General features: G+C 70.2%; 20 protein-coding genes. 4 read left to right on the forward strand and 16 right to left on the reverse strand.

Going from position 1 to position 18,448, the window contains the following annotated elements; all coding sequences use genetic code 11:
* Window positions 1–52 precede the first annotated feature (52 nt).
* Both ACOZ32_RS07055 and ACOZ32_RS07060 read left to right on the forward strand, forming a co-directional pair.
* Window positions 53–697, forward strand: coding sequence for an FAD-dependent oxidoreductase (locus ACOZ32_RS07055; RefSeq protein ID WP_205251508.1), 645 nt, complete (start codon window positions 53–55; stop codon window positions 695–697).
* Window positions 698–711: 14 nt separating this feature from the next.
* Window positions 712–1,116: an NUDIX hydrolase gene (locus tag ACOZ32_RS07060; protein ID WP_424335107.1), complete on the forward strand. Its 405-nt coding sequence runs from the start codon at window positions 712–714 to the stop codon at window positions 1,114–1,116.
* An 11-nt stretch (window positions 1,117–1,127) separates the two neighbouring features.
* Here the strand turns inward: ACOZ32_RS07060 and mce are convergent, their stop codons facing one another.
* The 5 genes from mce to ACOZ32_RS07085 form a co-directional block, all read right to left on the reverse strand.
* Window positions 1,128–1,517 carry a methylmalonyl-CoA epimerase gene (gene mce / locus ACOZ32_RS07065; protein ID WP_012289162.1) on the reverse strand — a complete coding sequence of 130 codons (390 nt, stop codon included), beginning with the start codon at window positions 1,515–1,517 and terminating at the stop codon, window positions 1,128–1,130.
* 38 nt (window positions 1,518–1,555) lie between these two features.
* Entirely contained in the window at window positions 1,556–2,506 is a 951-nt protein-coding gene (locus ACOZ32_RS07070) for an oxidoreductase (protein WP_205251510.1), read from the reverse strand.
* Between the two features lie 53 nt (window positions 2,507–2,559).
* On the reverse strand, window positions 2,560–4,245 hold the full coding sequence (locus tag ACOZ32_RS07075; protein ID WP_205251511.1) for an acyl-CoA mutase large subunit family protein: 1,686 nt from the start codon (window positions 4,243–4,245) through the stop codon (window positions 2,560–2,562).
* Between the two features lie 396 nt (window positions 4,246–4,641).
* Window positions 4,642–5,211 (reverse strand): GNAT family N-acetyltransferase, encoded by a 570-nt coding sequence (locus ACOZ32_RS07080; RefSeq protein ID WP_205251512.1) that lies wholly within the window; start codon window positions 5,209–5,211, stop codon window positions 4,642–4,644.
* 68 nt (window positions 5,212–5,279) lie between these two features.
* Window positions 5,280–6,464: a LolA family protein gene (locus ACOZ32_RS07085; protein WP_205251513.1), complete on the reverse strand. Its 1,185-nt coding sequence runs from the start codon at window positions 6,462–6,464 to the stop codon at window positions 5,280–5,282.
* A gap of 91 nt (window positions 6,465–6,555) precedes the next feature.
* Between ACOZ32_RS07085 and ACOZ32_RS07090 the strand changes: the two genes are divergently transcribed.
* The gene (locus ACOZ32_RS07090) at window positions 6,556–8,526 is read left to right on the forward strand and encodes an AMP-binding protein (RefSeq protein WP_205251514.1); all 1,971 of its coding nucleotides are present in this window, start codon (window positions 6,556–6,558) and stop codon (window positions 8,524–8,526) included.
* On the opposite strand, the gene ACOZ32_RS07095 is transcribed toward ACOZ32_RS07090, so the two are convergent.
* The 11 genes from ACOZ32_RS07095 to ACOZ32_RS07145 form a co-directional block, all read right to left on the reverse strand.
* Window positions 8,523–8,912, reverse strand: a complete 390-nt coding sequence (locus ACOZ32_RS07095) for a hypothetical protein (protein WP_010902317.1) — start codon at window positions 8,910–8,912, stop codon at window positions 8,523–8,525. The two genes, ACOZ32_RS07090 and ACOZ32_RS07095, sit on opposite strands and share 4 nt — an antisense overlap.
* A 23-nt stretch (window positions 8,913–8,935) precedes the next feature.
* Window positions 8,936–9,511, reverse strand: a complete 576-nt coding sequence (locus ACOZ32_RS07100; protein WP_010902318.1) for a GNAT family N-acetyltransferase — start codon at window positions 9,509–9,511, stop codon at window positions 8,936–8,938.
* Window positions 9,511–10,086 carry a GNAT family N-acetyltransferase gene (locus ACOZ32_RS07105; RefSeq protein WP_424335108.1) on the reverse strand — a complete coding sequence of 192 codons (576 nt, stop codon included), beginning with the start codon at window positions 10,084–10,086 and terminating at the stop codon, window positions 9,511–9,513. The genes ACOZ32_RS07100 and ACOZ32_RS07105 overlap by 1 nt, the downstream gene beginning before the upstream one ends.
* A 145-nt stretch (window positions 10,087–10,231) precedes the next feature.
* Window positions 10,232–10,936, reverse strand: coding sequence for a hypothetical protein (locus ACOZ32_RS07110; protein WP_424335109.1), 705 nt, complete (start codon window positions 10,934–10,936; stop codon window positions 10,232–10,234).
* 68 nt (window positions 10,937–11,004) lie between these two features.
* Window positions 11,005–12,180, reverse strand: coding sequence for a molecular chaperone DnaJ (dnaJ, locus tag ACOZ32_RS07115; RefSeq protein WP_205251518.1), 1,176 nt, complete (start codon window positions 12,178–12,180; stop codon window positions 11,005–11,007).
* 75 nt (window positions 12,181–12,255) lie between these two features.
* The gene (gene dnaK / locus ACOZ32_RS07120; RefSeq protein WP_205251519.1) at window positions 12,256–14,145 is read right to left on the reverse strand and encodes a molecular chaperone DnaK; all 1,890 of its coding nucleotides are present in this window, start codon (window positions 14,143–14,145) and stop codon (window positions 12,256–12,258) included.
* A gap of 157 nt (window positions 14,146–14,302) precedes the next feature.
* Window positions 14,303–14,998 carry a hypothetical protein gene (locus tag ACOZ32_RS07125; protein ID WP_205251520.1) on the reverse strand — a complete coding sequence of 232 codons (696 nt, stop codon included), beginning with the start codon at window positions 14,996–14,998 and terminating at the stop codon, window positions 14,303–14,305.
* Between the two features lie 39 nt (window positions 14,999–15,037).
* A complete protein-coding gene (locus ACOZ32_RS07130; RefSeq protein ID WP_205251521.1) occupies window positions 15,038–15,670 on the reverse strand; it encodes a nucleotide exchange factor GrpE in 633 nt (210 codons plus the stop codon).
* A gap of 75 nt (window positions 15,671–15,745) precedes the next feature.
* On the reverse strand, window positions 15,746–16,129 hold the full coding sequence (locus ACOZ32_RS07135) for a hypothetical protein (protein ID WP_205251522.1): 384 nt from the start codon (window positions 16,127–16,129) through the stop codon (window positions 15,746–15,748).
* 52 nt (window positions 16,130–16,181) lie between these two features.
* A complete protein-coding gene (locus ACOZ32_RS07140) occupies window positions 16,182–16,688 on the reverse strand; it encodes a DUF7122 family protein (RefSeq protein ID WP_010902326.1) in 507 nt (168 codons plus the stop codon).
* A complete protein-coding gene (locus ACOZ32_RS07145; RefSeq protein WP_205251523.1) occupies window positions 16,685–17,596 on the reverse strand; it encodes an RsmB/NOP family class I SAM-dependent RNA methyltransferase in 912 nt (303 codons plus the stop codon). The genes ACOZ32_RS07140 and ACOZ32_RS07145 overlap by 4 nt, the downstream gene beginning before the upstream one ends.
* Window positions 17,597–17,691: 95 nt before the next feature.
* On the opposite strand from ACOZ32_RS07145, the gene ACOZ32_RS07150 reads away from it, so the two are divergent.
* Window positions 17,692–18,438 (forward strand): proteasome assembly chaperone family protein, encoded by a 747-nt coding sequence (locus tag ACOZ32_RS07150; protein ID WP_205251524.1) that lies wholly within the window; start codon window positions 17,692–17,694, stop codon window positions 18,436–18,438.
* Window positions 18,439–18,448: the final 10 nt, after the last annotated feature.

Below are 18,448 nucleotides of genomic sequence, written 5' to 3' on the forward strand. Positions count from 1 at the left end.
TGTCGGTGTCCCGAAACGAACGGGTTAGGTGAGTGGCCCACCAGACACACGTATGGACGAAACCCCGGTCACAGTGCAGGCGGTCGACGACGTCGGCCCGGACGCCATCGCAGTCACGTTCGAAACCCCGGCAGGGTTCACCGCCGAACCCGGACAGTTCGTGCGCGTCGTCCGCGAGTTCGAGGACGGCGAAACGGAGGGGCGATACTACACGCTGTCATCGCCGACCGTGGCCGACACCTTCGAGGTGACCGTCGACGTGGCTCCCGACGGCGTGCTCGGCCCGTGGCTCGCGGGCCGCGACCCCGGCGACGAGGTCACTGTCGAAGGCCCGTTCGGCGAGGACTACTACCAGGGCGAGCCCTCCGTGTTGCTGCTCGCGGGCGGCCCGGGCGTCGGCCCCGCCGTCGCCATCGCCGAGCGAGCGATGGACGCCGGTGCCGAGGTCGCGCTCGTCTATCAGGACGAGGCCCCCGTCCACGAACCCCGGCTCGCCGCGCTTTCGGACGCGGGCGCGGACGTGCTCGTCGTCACCGACGCGTTCGAGGACGCCGTCGCGACGCTGGCGGACGCGTCCGATCAGGCCGCGTTCGTCTACGGCTTTGCGGCGTTCTGCGGCGCCGCCACCGACGCGCTGGAGGCAGAAGGCTTCGACACCGACGCCGCGAAAGTCGAGAGCTTCGGCCCTGAGCCCTGAATCTGGGGGCTTGCGTGTCGACACCAATCAGCGTCAGGAGTCGGCGCGCGGTCGACCAGCGACTCGACCGCCTCCGCGACGCCCACGGCCCGTTCCCGTGCCACACCGAGACTGTCGAGAACGACCCGGCGCTGTTCGCACACGGGCGCGAACTCGTCGCGGCCGGTGGTCGCGGCAGTGCGGGCGCACGCGTGACCGACACCGACGGCCGCGTCCTGCTCATTCGACATCCTGGGGACCCCGAGAAGTGGGTGCTCCCGGGTGGCGGCCACGAACCCGGGGAGACGTTCGCGGAGACGGCGGTCCGGGAAGTCTGGGAGGAGGCCGGCGTCGAGTGCGAACTCACGGGCGTCTGGCAGGCCAAGCGCCGCCGGATTCGTCACCGACCCCGATGTCCCGCAGCGGGACGCGGTGAGTGAGAACTGACCGGTCAATGCTCGACGAACTCGATGAGCGCGCCGCCGGTGTCCTTGGGGTGTAGGAAGGCCACGTCGTGGCCCCAGGCCCCGGCCCGCGGCTCCTCGTCGATGCGGTCGACGCCCGCGTCGCGGGCGGTCTCCAGCGCGGCCTCGATATCGTCGGTGGCGAACGCGACGTGATGGATGCCGCCGCCGGTGCGCTGCAGATACCGGCCGACGGTCGTGTCCTCGTCGACGGGTTCGAGGAGTTCGACGTAGCCGTCCCCCCCGAGATCGAGGAAAACCGTGTGCAGTCCGTCGAAGACCTCCTCGTGCGCGACCGGCGCGCCCAGCAGCGCCGTGTACAGTTCGCCCAGGTCCGCGGCGTCCTCGGTGGCGACGCCGACGTGGTCCACGTGCATACTCGCAGGTGGCCCGCGGGCGCTCATCAAGCCACCGACTACGCGGGGTCCGGCAGGTCGAAGTCGACGCCGGTGCGGTCCGCGGAGACCGTCCAGAGGCGGCGCGCGGTGTCCTCGTCACGCGACCGGGCGCTCGGCTGCTGGCGCTCGGGGTGGCCGCGCATGTTCAGGACGCCGCCGGGGCCGATGTACTCACCGCCGTCGATGCCCGGGTTGGTTGCGGCGTACAGCAGCGGCCACGCGCCCTGCTCGGCGCTCTGGCCGACGAGCGCGTTCGCGGCCCGCATCGCGAGCAGCCGCAGCCGCGACCCCGCCGCCTGCGGACCGCGGAGTTGGAGGTTCGTCGCGGCGTACCCCGGATGGCAGGCAACGCTCGTCACGCTCGCCGACGCCGCCCGCAGCCGCCGGTCGAGTTCGTACGCGAACAGGAGGTTCGCGAGCTTCGACTGGCTGTAGGCCTCCCACTTGCCGTACTCGGCCTCGTGCTGGAGGTCCTCGAAGTCGATCCGGCCGCGCCGGTGTGCGCCCGACGACTGCGTGACGACGCGCGTCTCGCCGCTGGTCCGCCGGAGCACGCCCAGCAACCCGGCGGTGAGCGCGACGTGCCCCAGGTGGTTGACGCCGAACTGCGTCTCGAAGCCGTCGGCGGTCTCCGAGCGCGGGATCGCCATCACCCCGGCGTTGTTCGCGAGCACGTGCAGGCTGTCGAACTCCGCGGTGAACCAGTCGGCGAACGCCGCCACCGAATCAAGCGCTGCGAGATCGAGCTCGTGCACTGTCAGCGACGCACCCGGGAGCTCTGCCACGATGTCGTCGCGGGCGTCCTCGCCGCGTTCGGTGCTCCGGCACGCCATGACGACGTGCGCGCCAGCCCGAGCGAACGCCCGCGTGGCCTCGAAGCCGAGGCCGCTGTTCGCGCCCGTCACCACCACCCGCCGGCCGGACTGATCGGGGAGCGCTGCCGCCGTCCACGCGTCATCGCTGCTCATACCGCCACGGTCGGCGGCCAGCGGGAAAACTCACGGTGGTGGTGGCGGCGTCCTCAGAGGGCTGCCCCGGGCTGGTGTTCGCCGAACACGTCCCGCAGCGTGTTGCAGATCTCGCCCACGCTGGCGTACGCCTTGACCGCGGCCACGATATACGGCATCACGTTCTCGTCGCCCGCGGCGGCCGCCCGCAGGTCCGCGAGCGCGGCTTCGACGGCCTCGCTGTCCCGGTCGGCTTTCACGTCGTTCAGGTGCTCGATCTGGCGGCGCTCGTCGTCCGCAGTGACCTCCTCGATGTCGGCCTCGGGCTCCTCGTCGTCGACCTCGAACTCGTTGACACCGACGATGACGCGCTCTTTCTCCTCGATCTCCTGCTGGCGGTCGAACGCCACGTCCTGGATCTGGCGTTGGACCCACTGGTCTTCGACGGCGCGCCGCATCCCACCCCGACTGTCGACCTCGTCCAGGATCGCCTGGGCTTCGGCCTCGATGTCGTCGGTGAGCCCTTCGACGTAGTAGCTGCCCGCCAGCGGGTCGATGGTGTCCGCCGCGCCAGACTCGTGGGCGAGGATCTGCTGGGTGCGCAGCGCGGTCCGCACCGACTCCTCGGTGGGGATCGACAGCGCCTCGTCTTTCCCGTTCGTGTGCAGGCTCTGGGTTCCCCCCAGTACTGCGGCCAGCGCCTGGTAGGCGACCCGCACGATGTTGTTGTCGATCTGCTGGGCGGTCAGCGTCGAGCCCGCCGTCTGGGTGTGGAACTTCAGCTGCTTGCTCTTGGGGTCGTCGGCGTCGAAGCGCTCCTCCATGATCGTCGCCCACATCCGGCGGGCCGCCCGGAACTTCGCGACCTCTTCGAGGATGTTGTTGTGCGCGTTGAAGAAAAACGAGAGCTGGGGCGCGAACTCGTCGACGTCGAGGCCGGCGTCGAGGGCGGTCTGGACGTATTCGATGCCGTCGCCGAGCGTGAACGCGATCTCCTGGGCGGCTGTCGCGCCGGCCTCGCGGATGTGGTAGCCCGAAATCGAGATGGTGTTGAACTTCGGGGTCTCCGCGGCGCAGAACTCGAAGATGTCCGTGATGACCCGCATCGACGGCTCCGGCGGGAAGATGTAGGTGTTGCGCGCGATGTACTCCTTGAGGATGTCGTTCTGGATGGTGCCCCGCAGCTCCTCGCGGTCGACGCCCTGCTGGTCGCCCACCGCGATATACATCGCCAGCAGGACGCTGGCGGGCGCGTTGATCGTCATCGACGTACTGACTTCGTCCAGCGGAATGCCGTCGAAGACGGTCTCCATGTCCGCCAGCGTGTCGATGGCGACGCCGGATTTCCCGACTTCACCCTGCGCCATCGTGGCGTCCGAATCGTACCCCATCTGGGTGGGCAGGTCGAAGGCCATCGACAGCCCCGTCTGGCCCTCGTCGAGCAGGTAGTTGAACCGCTCGTTGGTTTCGGCCGCGGTCCCCATGCCGGCGTACTGGCGCATCGTCCACAGCCGCCCGCGGTACATCGTCGGGTAGACGCCCCGCGTGTAGGGCTCCTCGCCGGGGAACCCGATGTCCGCGTCGTAGTCGCGGTCGGCGACGTCGTCGGGCGTGTACAGCCGGTCGACGGACTGGCCGCCCGTGTCCGTCTCGAAGGACTCCTTGCGCTCCCCGAAGCGGTCCAGCGTCGGCCCCATCGTCTCCTCTTCCCAGTCCTCGCGGCCGTCCCGAATCGCCGCGAGGTCGTCCTCGTCGTACATACCCGGACGGACGGCGGACGCCGTCTTAATCCTTGTACGTTCCTCCCGGGCGACGACCCGCTGCGCTCCGGGGTCGACAGTGACTTCGCGACCGAGCGGGAGCGGCGCGACGGGGTTGGTGTGCCCCCAGTCGAGGCCCAGCACGACCGGCGCGCGACCTGCTCGGCGACCGCGTCGTAGACGTCCTCGCGGTAGCCGTCGCGGTCGCCCCCCGGCGGGTCAGCCGCGAAACTCCGGGTCGGCGGCCGGCCAACGAGCACGGCGAGGAAGCTGCTGCCGTCGAACACGCCGGCGATAGTGAACTGGAGCGCCACGGGAAAGCACGCGAGCCCGGCGAGTCGGTCACGTCCCGGCGGTCGCAGCGTGCTGGGGCGTCTCTTGTGGGCTGTGCCGCCGTCACCCGCCGGTGTCGTACTTGTACGTCGCGGTGTCGGAGTCGATGCCGAAGTCCTCGCCTGCGTCGGCGTCCTCGCTGCCGTCGTCGCCGGCGAAGCGCCGCTGGAGCCGCTCGGGCACCTCGAACGCGTCGAACGCCACACACAGCGCCTCGGCGTCGGGCTGGGACTCCCGGGTCGCGGCCAGCCGGTCGCCCAGCGGCGGCGGTAGCTCGGCTTCGTCGACGCGCTCGAAGCCGAACTGGTCGAGGTACGCCGGCTCGTCGGTCAGCGCGTACGCCTCCTCGATCCCCTGCTCGCGGGCGTCCGCGACGAGGTATGCGAGCAGATGGGCCCCCACGCCTCGCCCCCGCCAGTCGTCGAGCACGCCGATGTTCGTGAACTCACAGACCCGCGCGGTGTCGTCCGGTGTGTGCACGCGGAAGCGCGCGAACCCCGCACGCTCGTTCGTCGCCTCGTCGACCGCCAGCACGTAGTCCCGGGATCGGAACGCCGGGTCCTCGAAGCCGTAGTCGTCGAGCCGGTCGAGCAACCACACCTCCTCGTGGTTTTTGGCGTCCCGCGTGTGCATACCACGCAGTTGTGTGCCACACGTCAAAAGCGTTTGCTGGGGGGTCCCAAGCGACACCCCGCGGTCGGCTACCCGCAGGCCGTCGACGCAGCGACCTCCCGCAGCGTCTCCAGTGACACGCCACTCCCCCGGACGGTGTACCGATAGGTCGCGCAGTTCCACGAGATGCTCGTCGTCGGCCCGACAGCCACCGCGGCGTTCCGTCCGGCGACCCGGATCTCGCGGTCACCGGTGACCGGATACGTGCGGTCGTATTTCGCGACCGTGACGCTCGCGGTGTCGTTGGCGTACCGCAGGCCCACGCCGTGGATGCGGCCCGTCGTCTCGGTCGCCGCAACCAGCCGCAGCGACCCCGGCGTCGTCGGCTCGGGGACGCTCGCCTCGGTCGCCGCCGCCAGCCGCTGTGCGGACGGGTACACCGTCCGGTTGGGCGTGTCGTACGTCTTCGCTGTGGTGTTCGGTGGCGCAGAGAACGTGAACGTGTCGTCGGTGACCCCCGGGTCGAAGGTGATGTGGCTGTAGGTCGTTCTGGCCGTCACGGGCTCGCCGTTGGCAACCCAGGAGGTCTGTCGCTGCACCGGGAAGAACCGCTCCGTGTCGACCCACAGCGTCTGTTCGAACGCAGCCCCCACGTCACCCGTGGCGCTCAGCCGCAACACGTAGACCGACCGGCCGCTGACTGTGGTCGTCCCGTCGTAGGTGAGCCTCAGTGTGGCCGTGTGACTGGCGCCGGTGGCTCGGCGGGCCGTGTCCACGGGAACGACCGGCAGCGGCGAGACGCCGTCGGCTGTCGCCGATGCGGTCCTGGCGGTGACGTTCACTCGCTCGAACAACCGCTCGACGCGATCCCCGAACGTCCGGGGGTCTGTCGTCCCGGCCGGCTCGAACCGCCGCACGACCCCGGTGTCACGGTCGTACATCGTCATCACGGAGTCGTTTTCCACGATCGTCTCGTGGCGGCGGCTGGTCGTCTCCCGGATCGTGATCCGGCGCTGATCGGTGCCCGGCCGCAGGGACACCCTGGCGACGGACCGATACGTCTCCGAGCCCCGGTGAACGACCTTCTCGCGGGTCGCGTTGACGCCGTCGATCCCGGCGTACGCCCCGCTGGCGTTCGCGCCGATCCGCGGTGAGCCGGCACCCGACTGCGTCCCGCCCAAGACAGTCATCCCGATCACGGCGCCGCCGGCGAGAACGGCAACGGCGACGAGCCCACCGACCAGCAGGCGTGTCCGCTGTCGCCCCTCAAACATAGCGTGGTTTCACGCGGCCACCTCTTAGTGGTTGCGTCCCGACTGAAACCTACTGCAAAGATTCTTGCACGTTCGCTGTGTCGGCCCCGGCATGGATTCACTCGACGGAGTCGGCACGGTCGTCCACGAACCGGACCCTGCGCTCGCGTCGTCGACGAACGTCGCCCAGTTCATGGCCGCCCACGACATCGACGACGTGGACGCGCTCCGCGAGCGCAGCACCACTGATCTCGACTGGTTCTGGGGGGAACTCCCGGAGTACCTCGGCCTGGAGTTCTTCGAGGACTACGACGCCGTCCGCGACGACGTCGACGACCCCCAGTCCACGGCGTGGTATCCGGGCGCCGAACTGAACGTCGCGCACAACACCGTCGACCGCCACGCCAGCGTCGACGCCGGCACCCGCAACCACGTCGCCTGCATCTGGGAGGGCGAGGACGGCACGGTCCGCCAACAGACCTACCACGACCTCCACCAGCAGGCCAACCGGGTGGCCAACGCCCTTGCCGAGCGCGGCATCGGCGAGGGCGACACGGTGGGCCTCTACATGCCGATGGTCCCGGAAGTCCAGAGCATCCTCTACGGCATCTTCAAGATCGGCGCGATCGCCGTCCCCGTCTTCTCCGGGTTCGGCGTCGAGGCCACCGCCACGCGCATCGCCGACGCCGAGTGTTCGGTGGTGTTCACGGGCGACGGCTTCCTGCGGCGGGGCGACCGCGTCACGCTCATGGACACCCTCAACGACGCCATCGAGCGGGCCGGCCACGTCGACCACACCATCGTCTACGACCGCCTCGGCATCCCCGCGGACTCGCTGTCCTGGACGCCCCGCGACGAGTGGTGGGACGACGCCGTGGCCACCCAGTCCCCGACGTTCGAGACGCACTCGATGGCCGCCAGCGATCCGTGCATGCTGTTGTACTCCTCGGGGACGACGGGAACACCGAAAGGCATCGTCCACACCCACGCCGGCGCGCTCGTCCAACCCGCCAAGGAGATCCACTTCGGGTTCGACCAGCGGCCCGGCGACCGGTTCTGCTGGGTGAGCGACATCGGCTGGATGATGGGGCCGTGGTCGCTCATCGGGAACCACGCGTTCGCCGGCACCATCGTGATGTACGAGGGCGCCCCCGACCACCCCGCCCCCGACCGCTTCTGGCAGCTCATCGAGGACCACGGCATCACCCAGTTCGGCGTCTCTCCGACGGCGATCCGTGCACTGCGCGACCACGGCGACGAGCACGTCGCCGGCCACGATCTCTCCTCGCTGCGCATCCTGGGGTCGACGGGCGAGCCCTGGGACCCCGAGTCCTGGCGGTGGTTTTACGACCACGTCGGCGGCGGTGACACCCCGATCATCAACATCTCCGGCGGCACGGAAGTGTTCGGCTGCTTCCTCATGCCGCTGCCGACGGAGTCGCTGAAACCCTGCACGCTCGGCGGCCCCGGACTCGGCATGGACATCGACATCGTCGACGACGACGGCACCTCGGTTCGGGACGCCAACGAGCGCGGCTACCTCGTCGCGCGGTCGTCCAGCCCGTCGATGACGCGGCGCCTTTGGAGCGGCGAGGACCGCTACCTGGAGGCGTACTGGTCGCGCTTCGAGGACGTCTGGAACCACGGCGACTGGGCGCAGATGGACGGCGACGGCGACTGGTTCCTCCACGGGCGCGCCGACGACGCCATCAACGTCGCCGGCCGCAAAGTCGGCCCGGCGGAGGTCGAGGGCGCGCTCATCGACCACGACGCCGTCACACAGGCGGCCGTCGTCGGAGTGCCCGACGACACCACCGGTGAGGCCGCCATCGCGTACGTCATCCTCGCCGACGCCGCCACCCCGAGCGCGGAGCTGCGCGCGGAACTGCGCGACCACGTCGGCGACGCCCACGGCAAACCGTTCCGGCCCCGGGAGGTGGTGTTCGTCGACGACCTGCCGAAAACCCAGTCCGGGAAGCTCGTGCGCCGCGCCGTCGCCAGCGCGTACACCGGCGCGGACGTCACGGACCGCTCCAGCATCGAGAACCCCGCGGTGCTGGACGCGCTCCGGGACGCGACCTAGAGCTCCGCCAGCAGCCCCTCGGGCTCGATCGTTTCGCCGTATTTCCGGAAGTCATCACGGTGCAGCCACGCCAGGCGGGTCGTGTCGCCGGTGTCCGGATCGTACACGGTGAACCCCTCCTCGGTGTACGGCCACACCGCCCCGAGGTCCGCCTCGAAGACCACCGTCCCATCGAAGGACCCGATCGGCGCCACCCACTCCAGCGCCACGCCAAGCATGTCCTCGAAGGTGGCAGTCACCGCGTCCTCGGGCGTGTCGTCCGCGCCGACGGCGCGACCCGGCGGCCGGTAGACGCGGCCCCCGGACGACCCAACCGTTTCGACGACCAACAGTTCTGCATCGCGGCGAACGAGGCAGGCAGCGCGCGTGTCAGTCACTACCCGCATGCTCGCCCCCGCGGAAAAAAGAGCTATCGTTCGCGGTCCGCGGTCCACTCGCGGCGCAGCACGTCGTACCACACCTCGTCGGCGTACCCGCCGTCGATGTACCGCGCCTCGCGGCGGCGGCCCACCTCGGTGAACCCCATCGCCGCCAGCAGCCCGCGGGACGCCTCGTTGAAGTCGTAGGCCGCCGCCGACACGTTGTGGACGCCGTACTGCGCGAACACGTAGTCGATGCCCGTCGTCGCCATGTCACGCCCGTAGCCCGAGCCCGTGTACTCGGGGCGCAACCAGTACGCCAGCCACGCACGATCGCTGTCGACGTGGCGCGCGCTGAACGACCCGATGGGCGTGGTTTCGTCGGCGGCAGGCTGGCCGGGCGGCGCGTCCTCGTCGTCGACGCAGACGACCGCGACGACGGATCCGTCGTCCTCGACCCAGTGCTCGATGCCGTCCGCCTGTTGCTCGCGCGACCGGTGGTGGACCGATCCCAGCGAATGCCGGATGCGGGGATCCGTGCAGGACCGCTGGAGGTGGGCGGCGTCGTCGCGCTCCACCGTGCGCAGCGTGACGCGGTCGCCCTCGGTGACAATCGGCCCCGGCATCACTGCACCTCCCACTCCGTGCGGAGCAGCCCGTAGTGGATCTCGTCGCGGTACGCGCCGTCCACGAACTGTGCCTCGCGGTTGCGCGCCTCCTCGGTGAACCCGACCGCCGACACCAGGTCCCTGGTGAACTCGTCAACGCTGACCACGCTCGCGCCGACCGTGTGGACGTCGGACACCCGCCACAGCGCGTCCAACCCGAGTTCGAGCGCCGGCCCAGCGTGTCCCGCGCCGCGGTGCTCGGGTGGCACCCAGCAGACCACCGTGGGCTGGTCGTGATCGACGTGTCTGACGTACAGGAACGCCACCGCGGTCGTCTCCGCCGCGTCAGGATGGTCGAAGGGCGCATCCTCCGTATCGACGCACGCAATGTAGGCCGCGTTGCCGTCGTCCTCGACCTCCTCTTCGATGAACGTCTCGACCTCGGCCTCGCTCTTGTGGGTGCCCACGTGCAGCGCGCAGCGCGCGTACGGGTCGGCGAACGCCCGCTGCACGAACGCCGCGTCGTCGCGCTCAACCGTCCGCAACACGAGATCGTCGGTGTCGTCACTGACCTCCAGGATCGGCCCCGGCATCACTGAGCCACCCCCGCCAGCAGTGCGGTTGCGTCCGGACGGCGTCCCCCTGGTGGGGGTCCACCGCAACCCTGTCCAATCACACTTTCTGACATACCACTCGCGTCGCCGTCGCCGCATATAGTGGTTCCGAGTTCGCCGACGCTCAGTTGGGCGCGGCGCTCCCGGGCGACACCACGTCGGCCTCGGGCACTGCATCCGCGTCGGCCGCGGCAACGGCGACCGTGCCCTCGCCGCCCTCGGGTGGCAACACGACCGTTGCGCCCGCGAGCAGCGGCGCAACGACGCCCGCCACGACGGTGCCGGGGTCGGACAGCGGCGCGCGCACCGCGACCGCGTCGTGGCTGTCGTATCGCTCGCTGGCCACGCGCTCGGCGGCGGCCACCACCTCCCGGTGGGTCGCCCCGCCGGCCGCCAACAGCGTCGTGCCGGCGTCGATCTCGGGCTCGGGGAACGCGGGGTTCTCGCTCCAGACGTCGCGCTCGAAATACATCCACGACGGGTCCGCTGGCGGCTCGCCCCACCCGACGCGCTGGCCGCCCGCGGGCAGGTCGTACGCGCCGAGGTCAGCCGTCGGCCCCGCCAGCACGCGCGCATCCACGACCGGTTCCGGGCCGAACGCCACGGTCGCGCCGAGCAGCGACGCTCCCAGGAACGTCTGGACCGCCTCCGGCGTCGGCGCGTCCAGGATCGCCACGCCCGCGTCCACCCGAACCCCACGATGCCGGAGCGCGTTCCCCGTCTTGTACACCCGGTTTCGCGTCGTCCGCGCGTCCATCGGGCGCGCGTGCCGGAGCACCGGCTGTGCCGGGTCATCCAGCGTCGCGACGACATCGGCGACTGTCTCCATGCCCGGATCTGGGGTCGCCGCTGGCTTACAACTGACGCGTCGCCGCCCCGCGGGCGACAGCCGGCCGGCTAAAAGGAGTTTTTGAGCTTCTCGAAGAACCCCTGCTCGACGTCGATCTCCTCGCCGCCCGCCTCCGCGAACTGTTCGAGGGCGTCGCGTTGCTCGTCGCTGAGGGACTCCGGTGTGACCACCTGGACGGTGACGTAGAGGTTCCCGTTGCCGCGGCGGCGCAGCCGCGGCATCCCTTTGCCCTTGAGCCGGAACGTCTCCCCGCTTTGCGTGCCGGCGTCCAGATCGAACGTCGCAGCGCCGTCGAGCGTCGGCACCTCGATCTCCGCGCCGAACACCGCCTGGGGGAACGAGACGGCGTGGCGGTGATGGAGGTCGTCGCCGTCGCGCTCGAAGTCGGGATGCTCCTCGACGGTGACGTCGACGAGCAGGTCACCGTTGGGCGCGCCCGGTTCGCCCGGCGCGCCCTCGCCGTCCATGCGCAGCGTCTGCCCGGTCCGGATGCCCTCCGGGATGTCCACCGTGAGCGTCGCGCGCTCTCGGGTCTGGCCCTGCCCGCCACAGGTCGAACACGTCTCCGAGTGCAACTCCCCCTCGCCGCCACAGCGCGAACACTCCTGGCGCTGCTGGACGCGGCCCAACGGCGTCTGGCGCACCTGCGTCACGACGCCCTGCCCGTCACACTGCGGGCACGTGCGCACGTCGGCGTCCTCCGGGTAGCCGCTTCCCCCACAGTCCGCACAGCGCTCGGGCCGCCGGACGGTCACCTGCTTGGACACCCCCCGGTAGGCTTCCGACAGCGTGACCGTGAGGTCCGTCCGGAGGTCGCGGCCCTGCTCCGGGCCGGACCGCCCGCGGCCGCCGCCACCGCCAGCGCCGCCGAAGAACTGCTCGAAGATGTCGCCCATACCGCCGCCGGCACCACCACCCATGCCGCCACCGAACGGGCCACCCGCACCGCCCATCCCGCCAGCGCCGCCGCCACCGTTCCCGGTTGCGCCGCGCTTCTCGGCCTCCTCGAAGCGCTCGTGGCCGAGCTGGTCGTACTGCTGGCGTGTCTCCTCGTCGGTGAGGACGTCCTTGGCTTTCTGAATCTTCTTGAACTTCTCCTCGGCGTCCGGGTCGTCGCTGACGTCGGGATGGTACTCCGAAACCTGGTCCCGGTACGCCTGCATGATCTCGTCCTCGGTCGCGTCCCGGCTCACACCCAGGACGTCGTAGAAGTCCTCACTCATCCGTTACCGACATGTACCCAGTTGAGACACTTGAAGTGACCGCTTACAGCCGCGGCGGGCACTGTGCCCGTGGCGTTACTCCTCGTCGACGTCCTCGAAGTCCGCGTCGACGTACTCCTCGTCGTCGCCGTCGGCGTCGGCCGCCCCGCCGGGGCCGTCGGCCATGCCGCCCATGCCACCCATGCCGCCAGCGCCGCCGGCCGCGCCGGCCTGGGCGTCCTGCTGTTGCTGGTAGGCCTGCTTGCCGATCTCCTGGAGGGTGTCACTGAGCTCCTCGGTGGCCGTTTCGAGGGCGTCGATCTCCGGCTCGTCCTCGTCGAGCACCGCCTGGACGTCGTCGATGGCGTCGTTCACGTCCGCTTCGAGGTCCTCGTCGACGAGCTCCTCGTTCTCCTCGAGGAGGCTCTCGGCGCGCTGGATCGCCGTTTCGGCCTCGTTGCGCGCCTCGATGCGGCGGCGGCGCTGCTCGTCCTCCTCGGCGTGCGCCTCGGCGTCTTCCTGCATCTCGTCGATCTGCTCGTCGCTGAGCCCGGCCCCACCCTCGATGGTGATGGACTCGGCGTTGCCCGACCCCTGGTCTTCGGCTTCGACGTTGACGATGCCGTCGGCGTCGATCTCGAAGGTGACCTCGATCTGTGGCGTACCCGCGGGCGCCGGCGGGATGCCCGTGAGATGGAAGTCCCCCAGCAGCTCGTTCTCGTTGGCGATCTCGCGCTCGCCCTGGAACACTCGAATCTGGACGCTGGTCTGGTTGTCGGCGGCCGTCGTGAACACCTTCGACGCCGTCGTCGGGATCGCGGTGTTCTTCTCGATGAGCCGCTCGAAGAGCCCGCCTTTGACCTCGATGCCGAGGCTCAGCGGCGTCACGTCCACCAACACGATGTCGTCGACCTCCCCGGAGAGCACGCCACCCTGGACGGCCGCGCCGAGCGCCACCGCCTCGTCGGGGTTGACGTTCTTCTTCGGCTCCTGGCCGACGAGGTCCTCGACCTGCGCCTGGACCTGTGGCATTCGCGTGGACCCGCCGACGAGGATCACGTCGTCGATGTCGCTCTTCGAGAGGCCGGCGTCTTCGAGGGCCTGCTCCGTCGGGCCAACCGTGCGCTCGATGAGGTCCTCGGTGATGCTCTCGAAGGTCGCACGCGTGATGTCCTGTTCGAGGTGTACCGGCCCGGAGTCGGTCGCCGTGACGAACGGCAGGTTGACCGTCGTCTCCTTCCGGCTCGACAGCTCGATTTTGGCTTCCTCGGCGGCCTCCGTGAGTCGCTGGAGCGCCTGGCGGTCCTCCCGCAGGTCGATCCCGTGCTCGTTCTCGAAGTTGTCCGCGAGGTGGTCGATGATGGCGTGGTCCCAGTCGTCGCCACCGAGGTCGTTGTCCCCGTTCGTGGCTGCGACCTCGTAGACGCCGCCGCCCAGGTCCAGGATCGACACGTCGAACGTCCCGCCACCGAGGTCGTAGACCAACACGGTCTGGTCGCGGTCCTCGTCGAGGCCGTACGCCATCGACGCGGCCGTCGGCTCGTTGACGATGCGCTCGACGTCGAAGCCCGCGATCTCGCCGGCGTCCTTGGTCGCCTGGCGCTGGCGGTCGTTGAAGTACGCCGGCACCGTGATGACGGCTTTCTCGACGTCCTGGCCGAGATACTCCTCGGCGTCGCGTTTGATCTTCTGGAGGATGCGCGCCGAAATCTCCTCGGGCGTGTACTCGTCGTCGCCGAGGGCAACCGTGTAGTCCTCCTCGCCCATGTGGCGCTTGATGGACGCGATGGTCTGATCGGGGTTCTGTACCGCCTGGTTTTTCGCGGGTTTGCCGACTAGCAACTCGCCGTCGTCGTGGGCGACGATCGACGGCGTGGTGCGGTCGCCTTCTTCGTTCGTGATGATTTCGGGGTCGCTGCCTTCCATCACAGCGAACGCGCTGTTCGTGGTGCCGAGGTCGACTCCCAGAATCTTCTCGCTCGCCATGTTACCCGACAGTACGGAGCGTTTTCTGTTTAAGCCTTGCTAGTGCGACCGACGCCGAGAACAGGCCATCCCGTCGCTGTTGCCTGGTTTTGGCTCCCGACCGCGATCCCGGGGGGTCGGTTTCGCGCCCGCCCACCCGGCGGCCACCACGGCACCATTATGTGGATGCCCCGGCCACCGCCGCGGGGCCATCGCGCAGCGCCGCGATCACGTCATCGAGCACGGCCGCCCGCCCGGTCGAGGAGAAGAACTCGTGGCCGCCGTCGTACACCCGGAGGTTCGCCGCCGGGGTCCGCTCGCCGATCGCGGCCACGGACACGATGGCATCCGTCAGCGAGCAGAACACGGTGCTGTCTGGCCTGAACGCCGGCAGCGACGCCTGGGCGCGCCGCACCTCCCGGACGAACGTCGGGGATAACCGGGTCGTCTCCCGGGGCGTCGGCTCGCTGATGTCGCCGACCGACCCGGCGGCCGGCACCAACGGGCGGCTCGTCGGTAGCGCCGCCAGCGCCCGGAACACCGCCGACTGCACGCCCTCCCGGACGCCCCACCACGGGCTGAGATACACCCGACGCACGTCCCAGTCGAGGGTCGCGGTCACCAGCCCGCCCAGGCTGTGGGCCACCACCGCGTCGAACGTCCGGTCCGCCACGTACGACGCCAACGGCCGCATGTACGCGCGCTCGAACGACGACGCGTTGGTCGGGAGCGTCGCCGCATGCACCTCCCAGCCAGCGGCCACGAGCCCGTCGATCAACCACGCAACGTTCGCCTGACCGGGGTGGTTGCCCCACCCCAACACGACCAACACCGGCTCCCGGTCGTCGCCGTCGCCGTGCACGGAGATCTCCATGCGTTCCGCCACGAGCCCGGGCCGCAAAACAGTGTCCGCTTACTCCTCGCTGACCGTGACCTGGGCGGCGCGCACAACCCGCCCGGACATCTCGTACCCCGGCCGGTACACGTCCACGATGGTGCCCGCCGGCTGGTCGCTGTCCACCCGCATCATCACCTCGTGGCGGGCCGCGTCCACGCTGTCGCCGGGCTCCGGCCGGATCTCGGTCACGCCCTCGGTCTCCAGCACGCGGTCGAACTCGTCGCGGGTCAGCTCCACACCCTCGCGGATGCCGTCCTCGTCGCTCTCGGACGCCTCCTGGTCGAGCGCCCGGTCGAGGTTGTCACGTACGTCCAGCAGCCGCTCCACGAGGTCCTCGGTGGCGCGCTCCCGGATCTCCTCCTGCTTGCGCTTCGCGCGCTCCTTGTAGTTCTTGAAGTCCGCCTGCTTCGTCTGCACGCGCTCCGTGAGGTCCGCGACCTCGTCCTCGGCGTCGGCCAACTCGTCGGTCAGCGTCTCCACGCGCGCCTCCAACGCCGCAACGTCGTCGGCGAGCGCGTCGGCGTTGTCGGCGTCCAGCGCCCGCACGCGCTCGCTGAGCGCGCTGGTGCCGTCGTCGCCGCCCGCGTCGTCTCCCTCCGGGGCGTCCGTGTCCGCCGCATCGGCGGCGTGCTCGGCGTGATCGCTCATACCCCTCAGAGGGAGCCCCGCCGGTTTACGGATTTCGGGATGCGTCAGCACGGCCGCCCCTGGGCGGGCGCTGTATCACGCGTCGGTTTCGGTGGGCTCGCCTTCCCGGAGGTCAACCGACGGCGACACCGACTCCGAGAGCTCCCCGTAGGTCACGTTGTACGCGAACGCGACGGTCGTCGTGGCGTGCGCCGGCACCGAGACGCCGGTCGTTCGCGTCCGTTCGGCCCCGTTCAACTCCGTGTTCACGTACAGCTGCCCGTTCCCCGACCGGTCGCTGGGGTTCGACACTGTCACCCGATACACCAGCGTGTCGTTCTCGCCGCGCTCGAAGCTCCGCCCGGTCACAGCCAGCACCGACTCCTCCTGGCCGCCCCCGAGACACCCCGCACCCACCGACAGGGACACACACGCTGTGAGTCCAGCGACCGCCCGCCCCAGCAGCGTCCGCCGATCCATACCCGGTGATGCCACGCGCACTGCAAGAACCTTCTGCCATCCGTCGGGGCACTCAGAACTCGCGGCGCCGCCCCTTCGGCACCATCGACTGCAGCGTGCCGTACGTGTACAGCCCGACGCCGATGGGCTCCAGGCGGCCGGTGAGCTCGTGGGCGGCGATCACGTACCCCCAGTCGCCGTCCCACGCGATCTCCTGCTCCTCGCCGGCGAGGAACGCGGCGGCCTGATCGCGCTCGTCCAGCCGCAACACGTTGCGCGTCGCCTCGCGGCCGAACCGCTGGGCGGCGATCGTCGTCGGCTTCCAGTGCTCTTGGCGCGTCCGGAGGACGGTCAACCCGAGCGCCTCCACGGGCACGGGTGCCCCCGGATCGAACGGCAGCGCCCACACCTTCCCCGCGCCTTTCTCCCAGAGCGTGTACGACTCGAAGATCGTCCGCGGCACCCCGAAGCGGTCGGTCCACCAGTCCACGACCGCCGCCCGAGTGGGGCGGCCCGCCACGCTGCGCTCGGCGTCCGTTGCGGGCAGCCGGCCGAACGTCTGGCTGTCGTTGTCGGTCATACCGTCACCTCCAGCTTCGCGGCGAAGAACCCGCCGGTGTCGTTGTGATGGGGGTAGTATCGCTGCGCGCGCGCCAGGCTGTCGTCGTACGACGCGTCGCCCCACTCGGTCAGACCCGGCGCCGACGCCAGCCCCACGTCGAACTCGACCAGGCGGCTGTCGGTGCGGCCAAGCACCTCGTCCACCACAGCCTCGTTCTCCTCGGGGGCGAACGTGCACGTCGAGTACACCACGGTGCCGCCGGGCCGCGTGAGCGCGACGGCGCGCGCCAGGATGTCCGCCTGCAGCCGGCCGAGACTCCGGCTCGCGGACGCCCCCGCGCCGTCCAGCGCGTCGGCGTTCTTCCGGATCGTGCCCTCACAGCTGCAGGGCGCGTCCACCAGCGCCGCGTCGACCGCCGCCACGTCGGGGAACGCATCGAGGGTCGCGCGCCGCGCGTCGGTGTTCGTCACCGCCGCCGACGTCACGCCCAGGCGGTCGCAGTTCCCGCGCAGCGCCGACAACCGCCCGAGGTTGTCGTCGTTGGCCACCACCAGGCCGTCGTCGTCGATCTCGGCGGCGATCTGTGCGGTCTTCCCCCCGGGGGCCGCACACGCGTCCCACACCACGTCGCCGGGCTCGGGGTCGAGCACGCGAGGCGGCACGCAGGACACCTCCTCCTGGCCGTGCACCCAGCCGTGGACGTACGGCCACGTGTTCCCCGGCTTGTTCGTGTCCACCTCCAGCACGCCCGGGTGCCACTCCCGGCGGTCCACTGCCACCCCCTCGGCAGCCAGCGCCTCGACGGCGCGGTCGGGGGCCACCGCCAGCGGGTTCACGCGAACCGTCGTCGGCAGCGGGCGCTCGCACGCCGCCAGGAACCCCTCGAAGTCGTCGATGATCGGCTCGTACCGCGACAGCGCGTCCATTGCTCGCGGGTAGGCGTGACGCCGGCTTGTGGCTTGCGCTCGCGTGGCGGTCGCCGCCCCCGGGTTTATGAGTTCCTCCCGCGAACCGCACGCCCATGGGAAGCGTAACCACGCACACGGCGTTCGACATCGAGGACCCCGTTCTCATCGAGGGGTTGCCCGGCGTCGGGCTCGTCGGGAAGATCGCCACCGACCACATCATCGACGTCTTCGATATGTCCTGCGTCGGAAGCGTGTCCTGTGCGGCGATCCCCCAGGTCACCGTCTACACCGAGGACAGCCACGCGGCCACCCCGCCGGTGCGGATCTACGCCGACGAGTCCCGGGGGCTGTTGGCGCTCCAGAGCGACGTTCCGATCTCCCGCAACAACGGCACCGAGTTCGCGGACTGCGTCACCGGCTGGATCGACCACCACGACGTCACGCCCGTCTACCTCAGCGGGCTGCCCAGCGACGACCACGAGCTCGGCGACCTCCCCACCGTGTTCGGGATCGGGTCCGGGGCGCTCCCGGAGCGCATCGCGGCGTTGGACATCGGAACGCCGCCCGAGCGCGGCGTCATCGGCGGGCCGACCGGCGCGCTCATGACCGCCGCCACCCAGCGCCAACTGGACGCCGCCGCCCTCGTGGTCGAATCGGACCCGCAGTTCCCCGACCCGGCGGGCGCACGCCGCCTCATCGATCACGCCATCGAACCGCTCGTGGAGGTCAGCGTGCCGACCGACGATCTCGTCGACCGCGCCGCGGACATTCGCTCGCAGAAAGAACAGCTCGCCGAACAGATGCAGCACGCCGACGAGCACGAATCGACGCAGGCCAAACCCCTGCGGATGTTCCAGTAGCCCGGGGCAG

Source organism: Halobacterium sp. MBLA0001, assembly GCF_049705385.1.
GTDB classification, from domain to species: Archaea; Halobacteriota; Halobacteria; order Halobacteriales; family Halobacteriaceae; genus Halobacterium; species Halobacterium salinarum.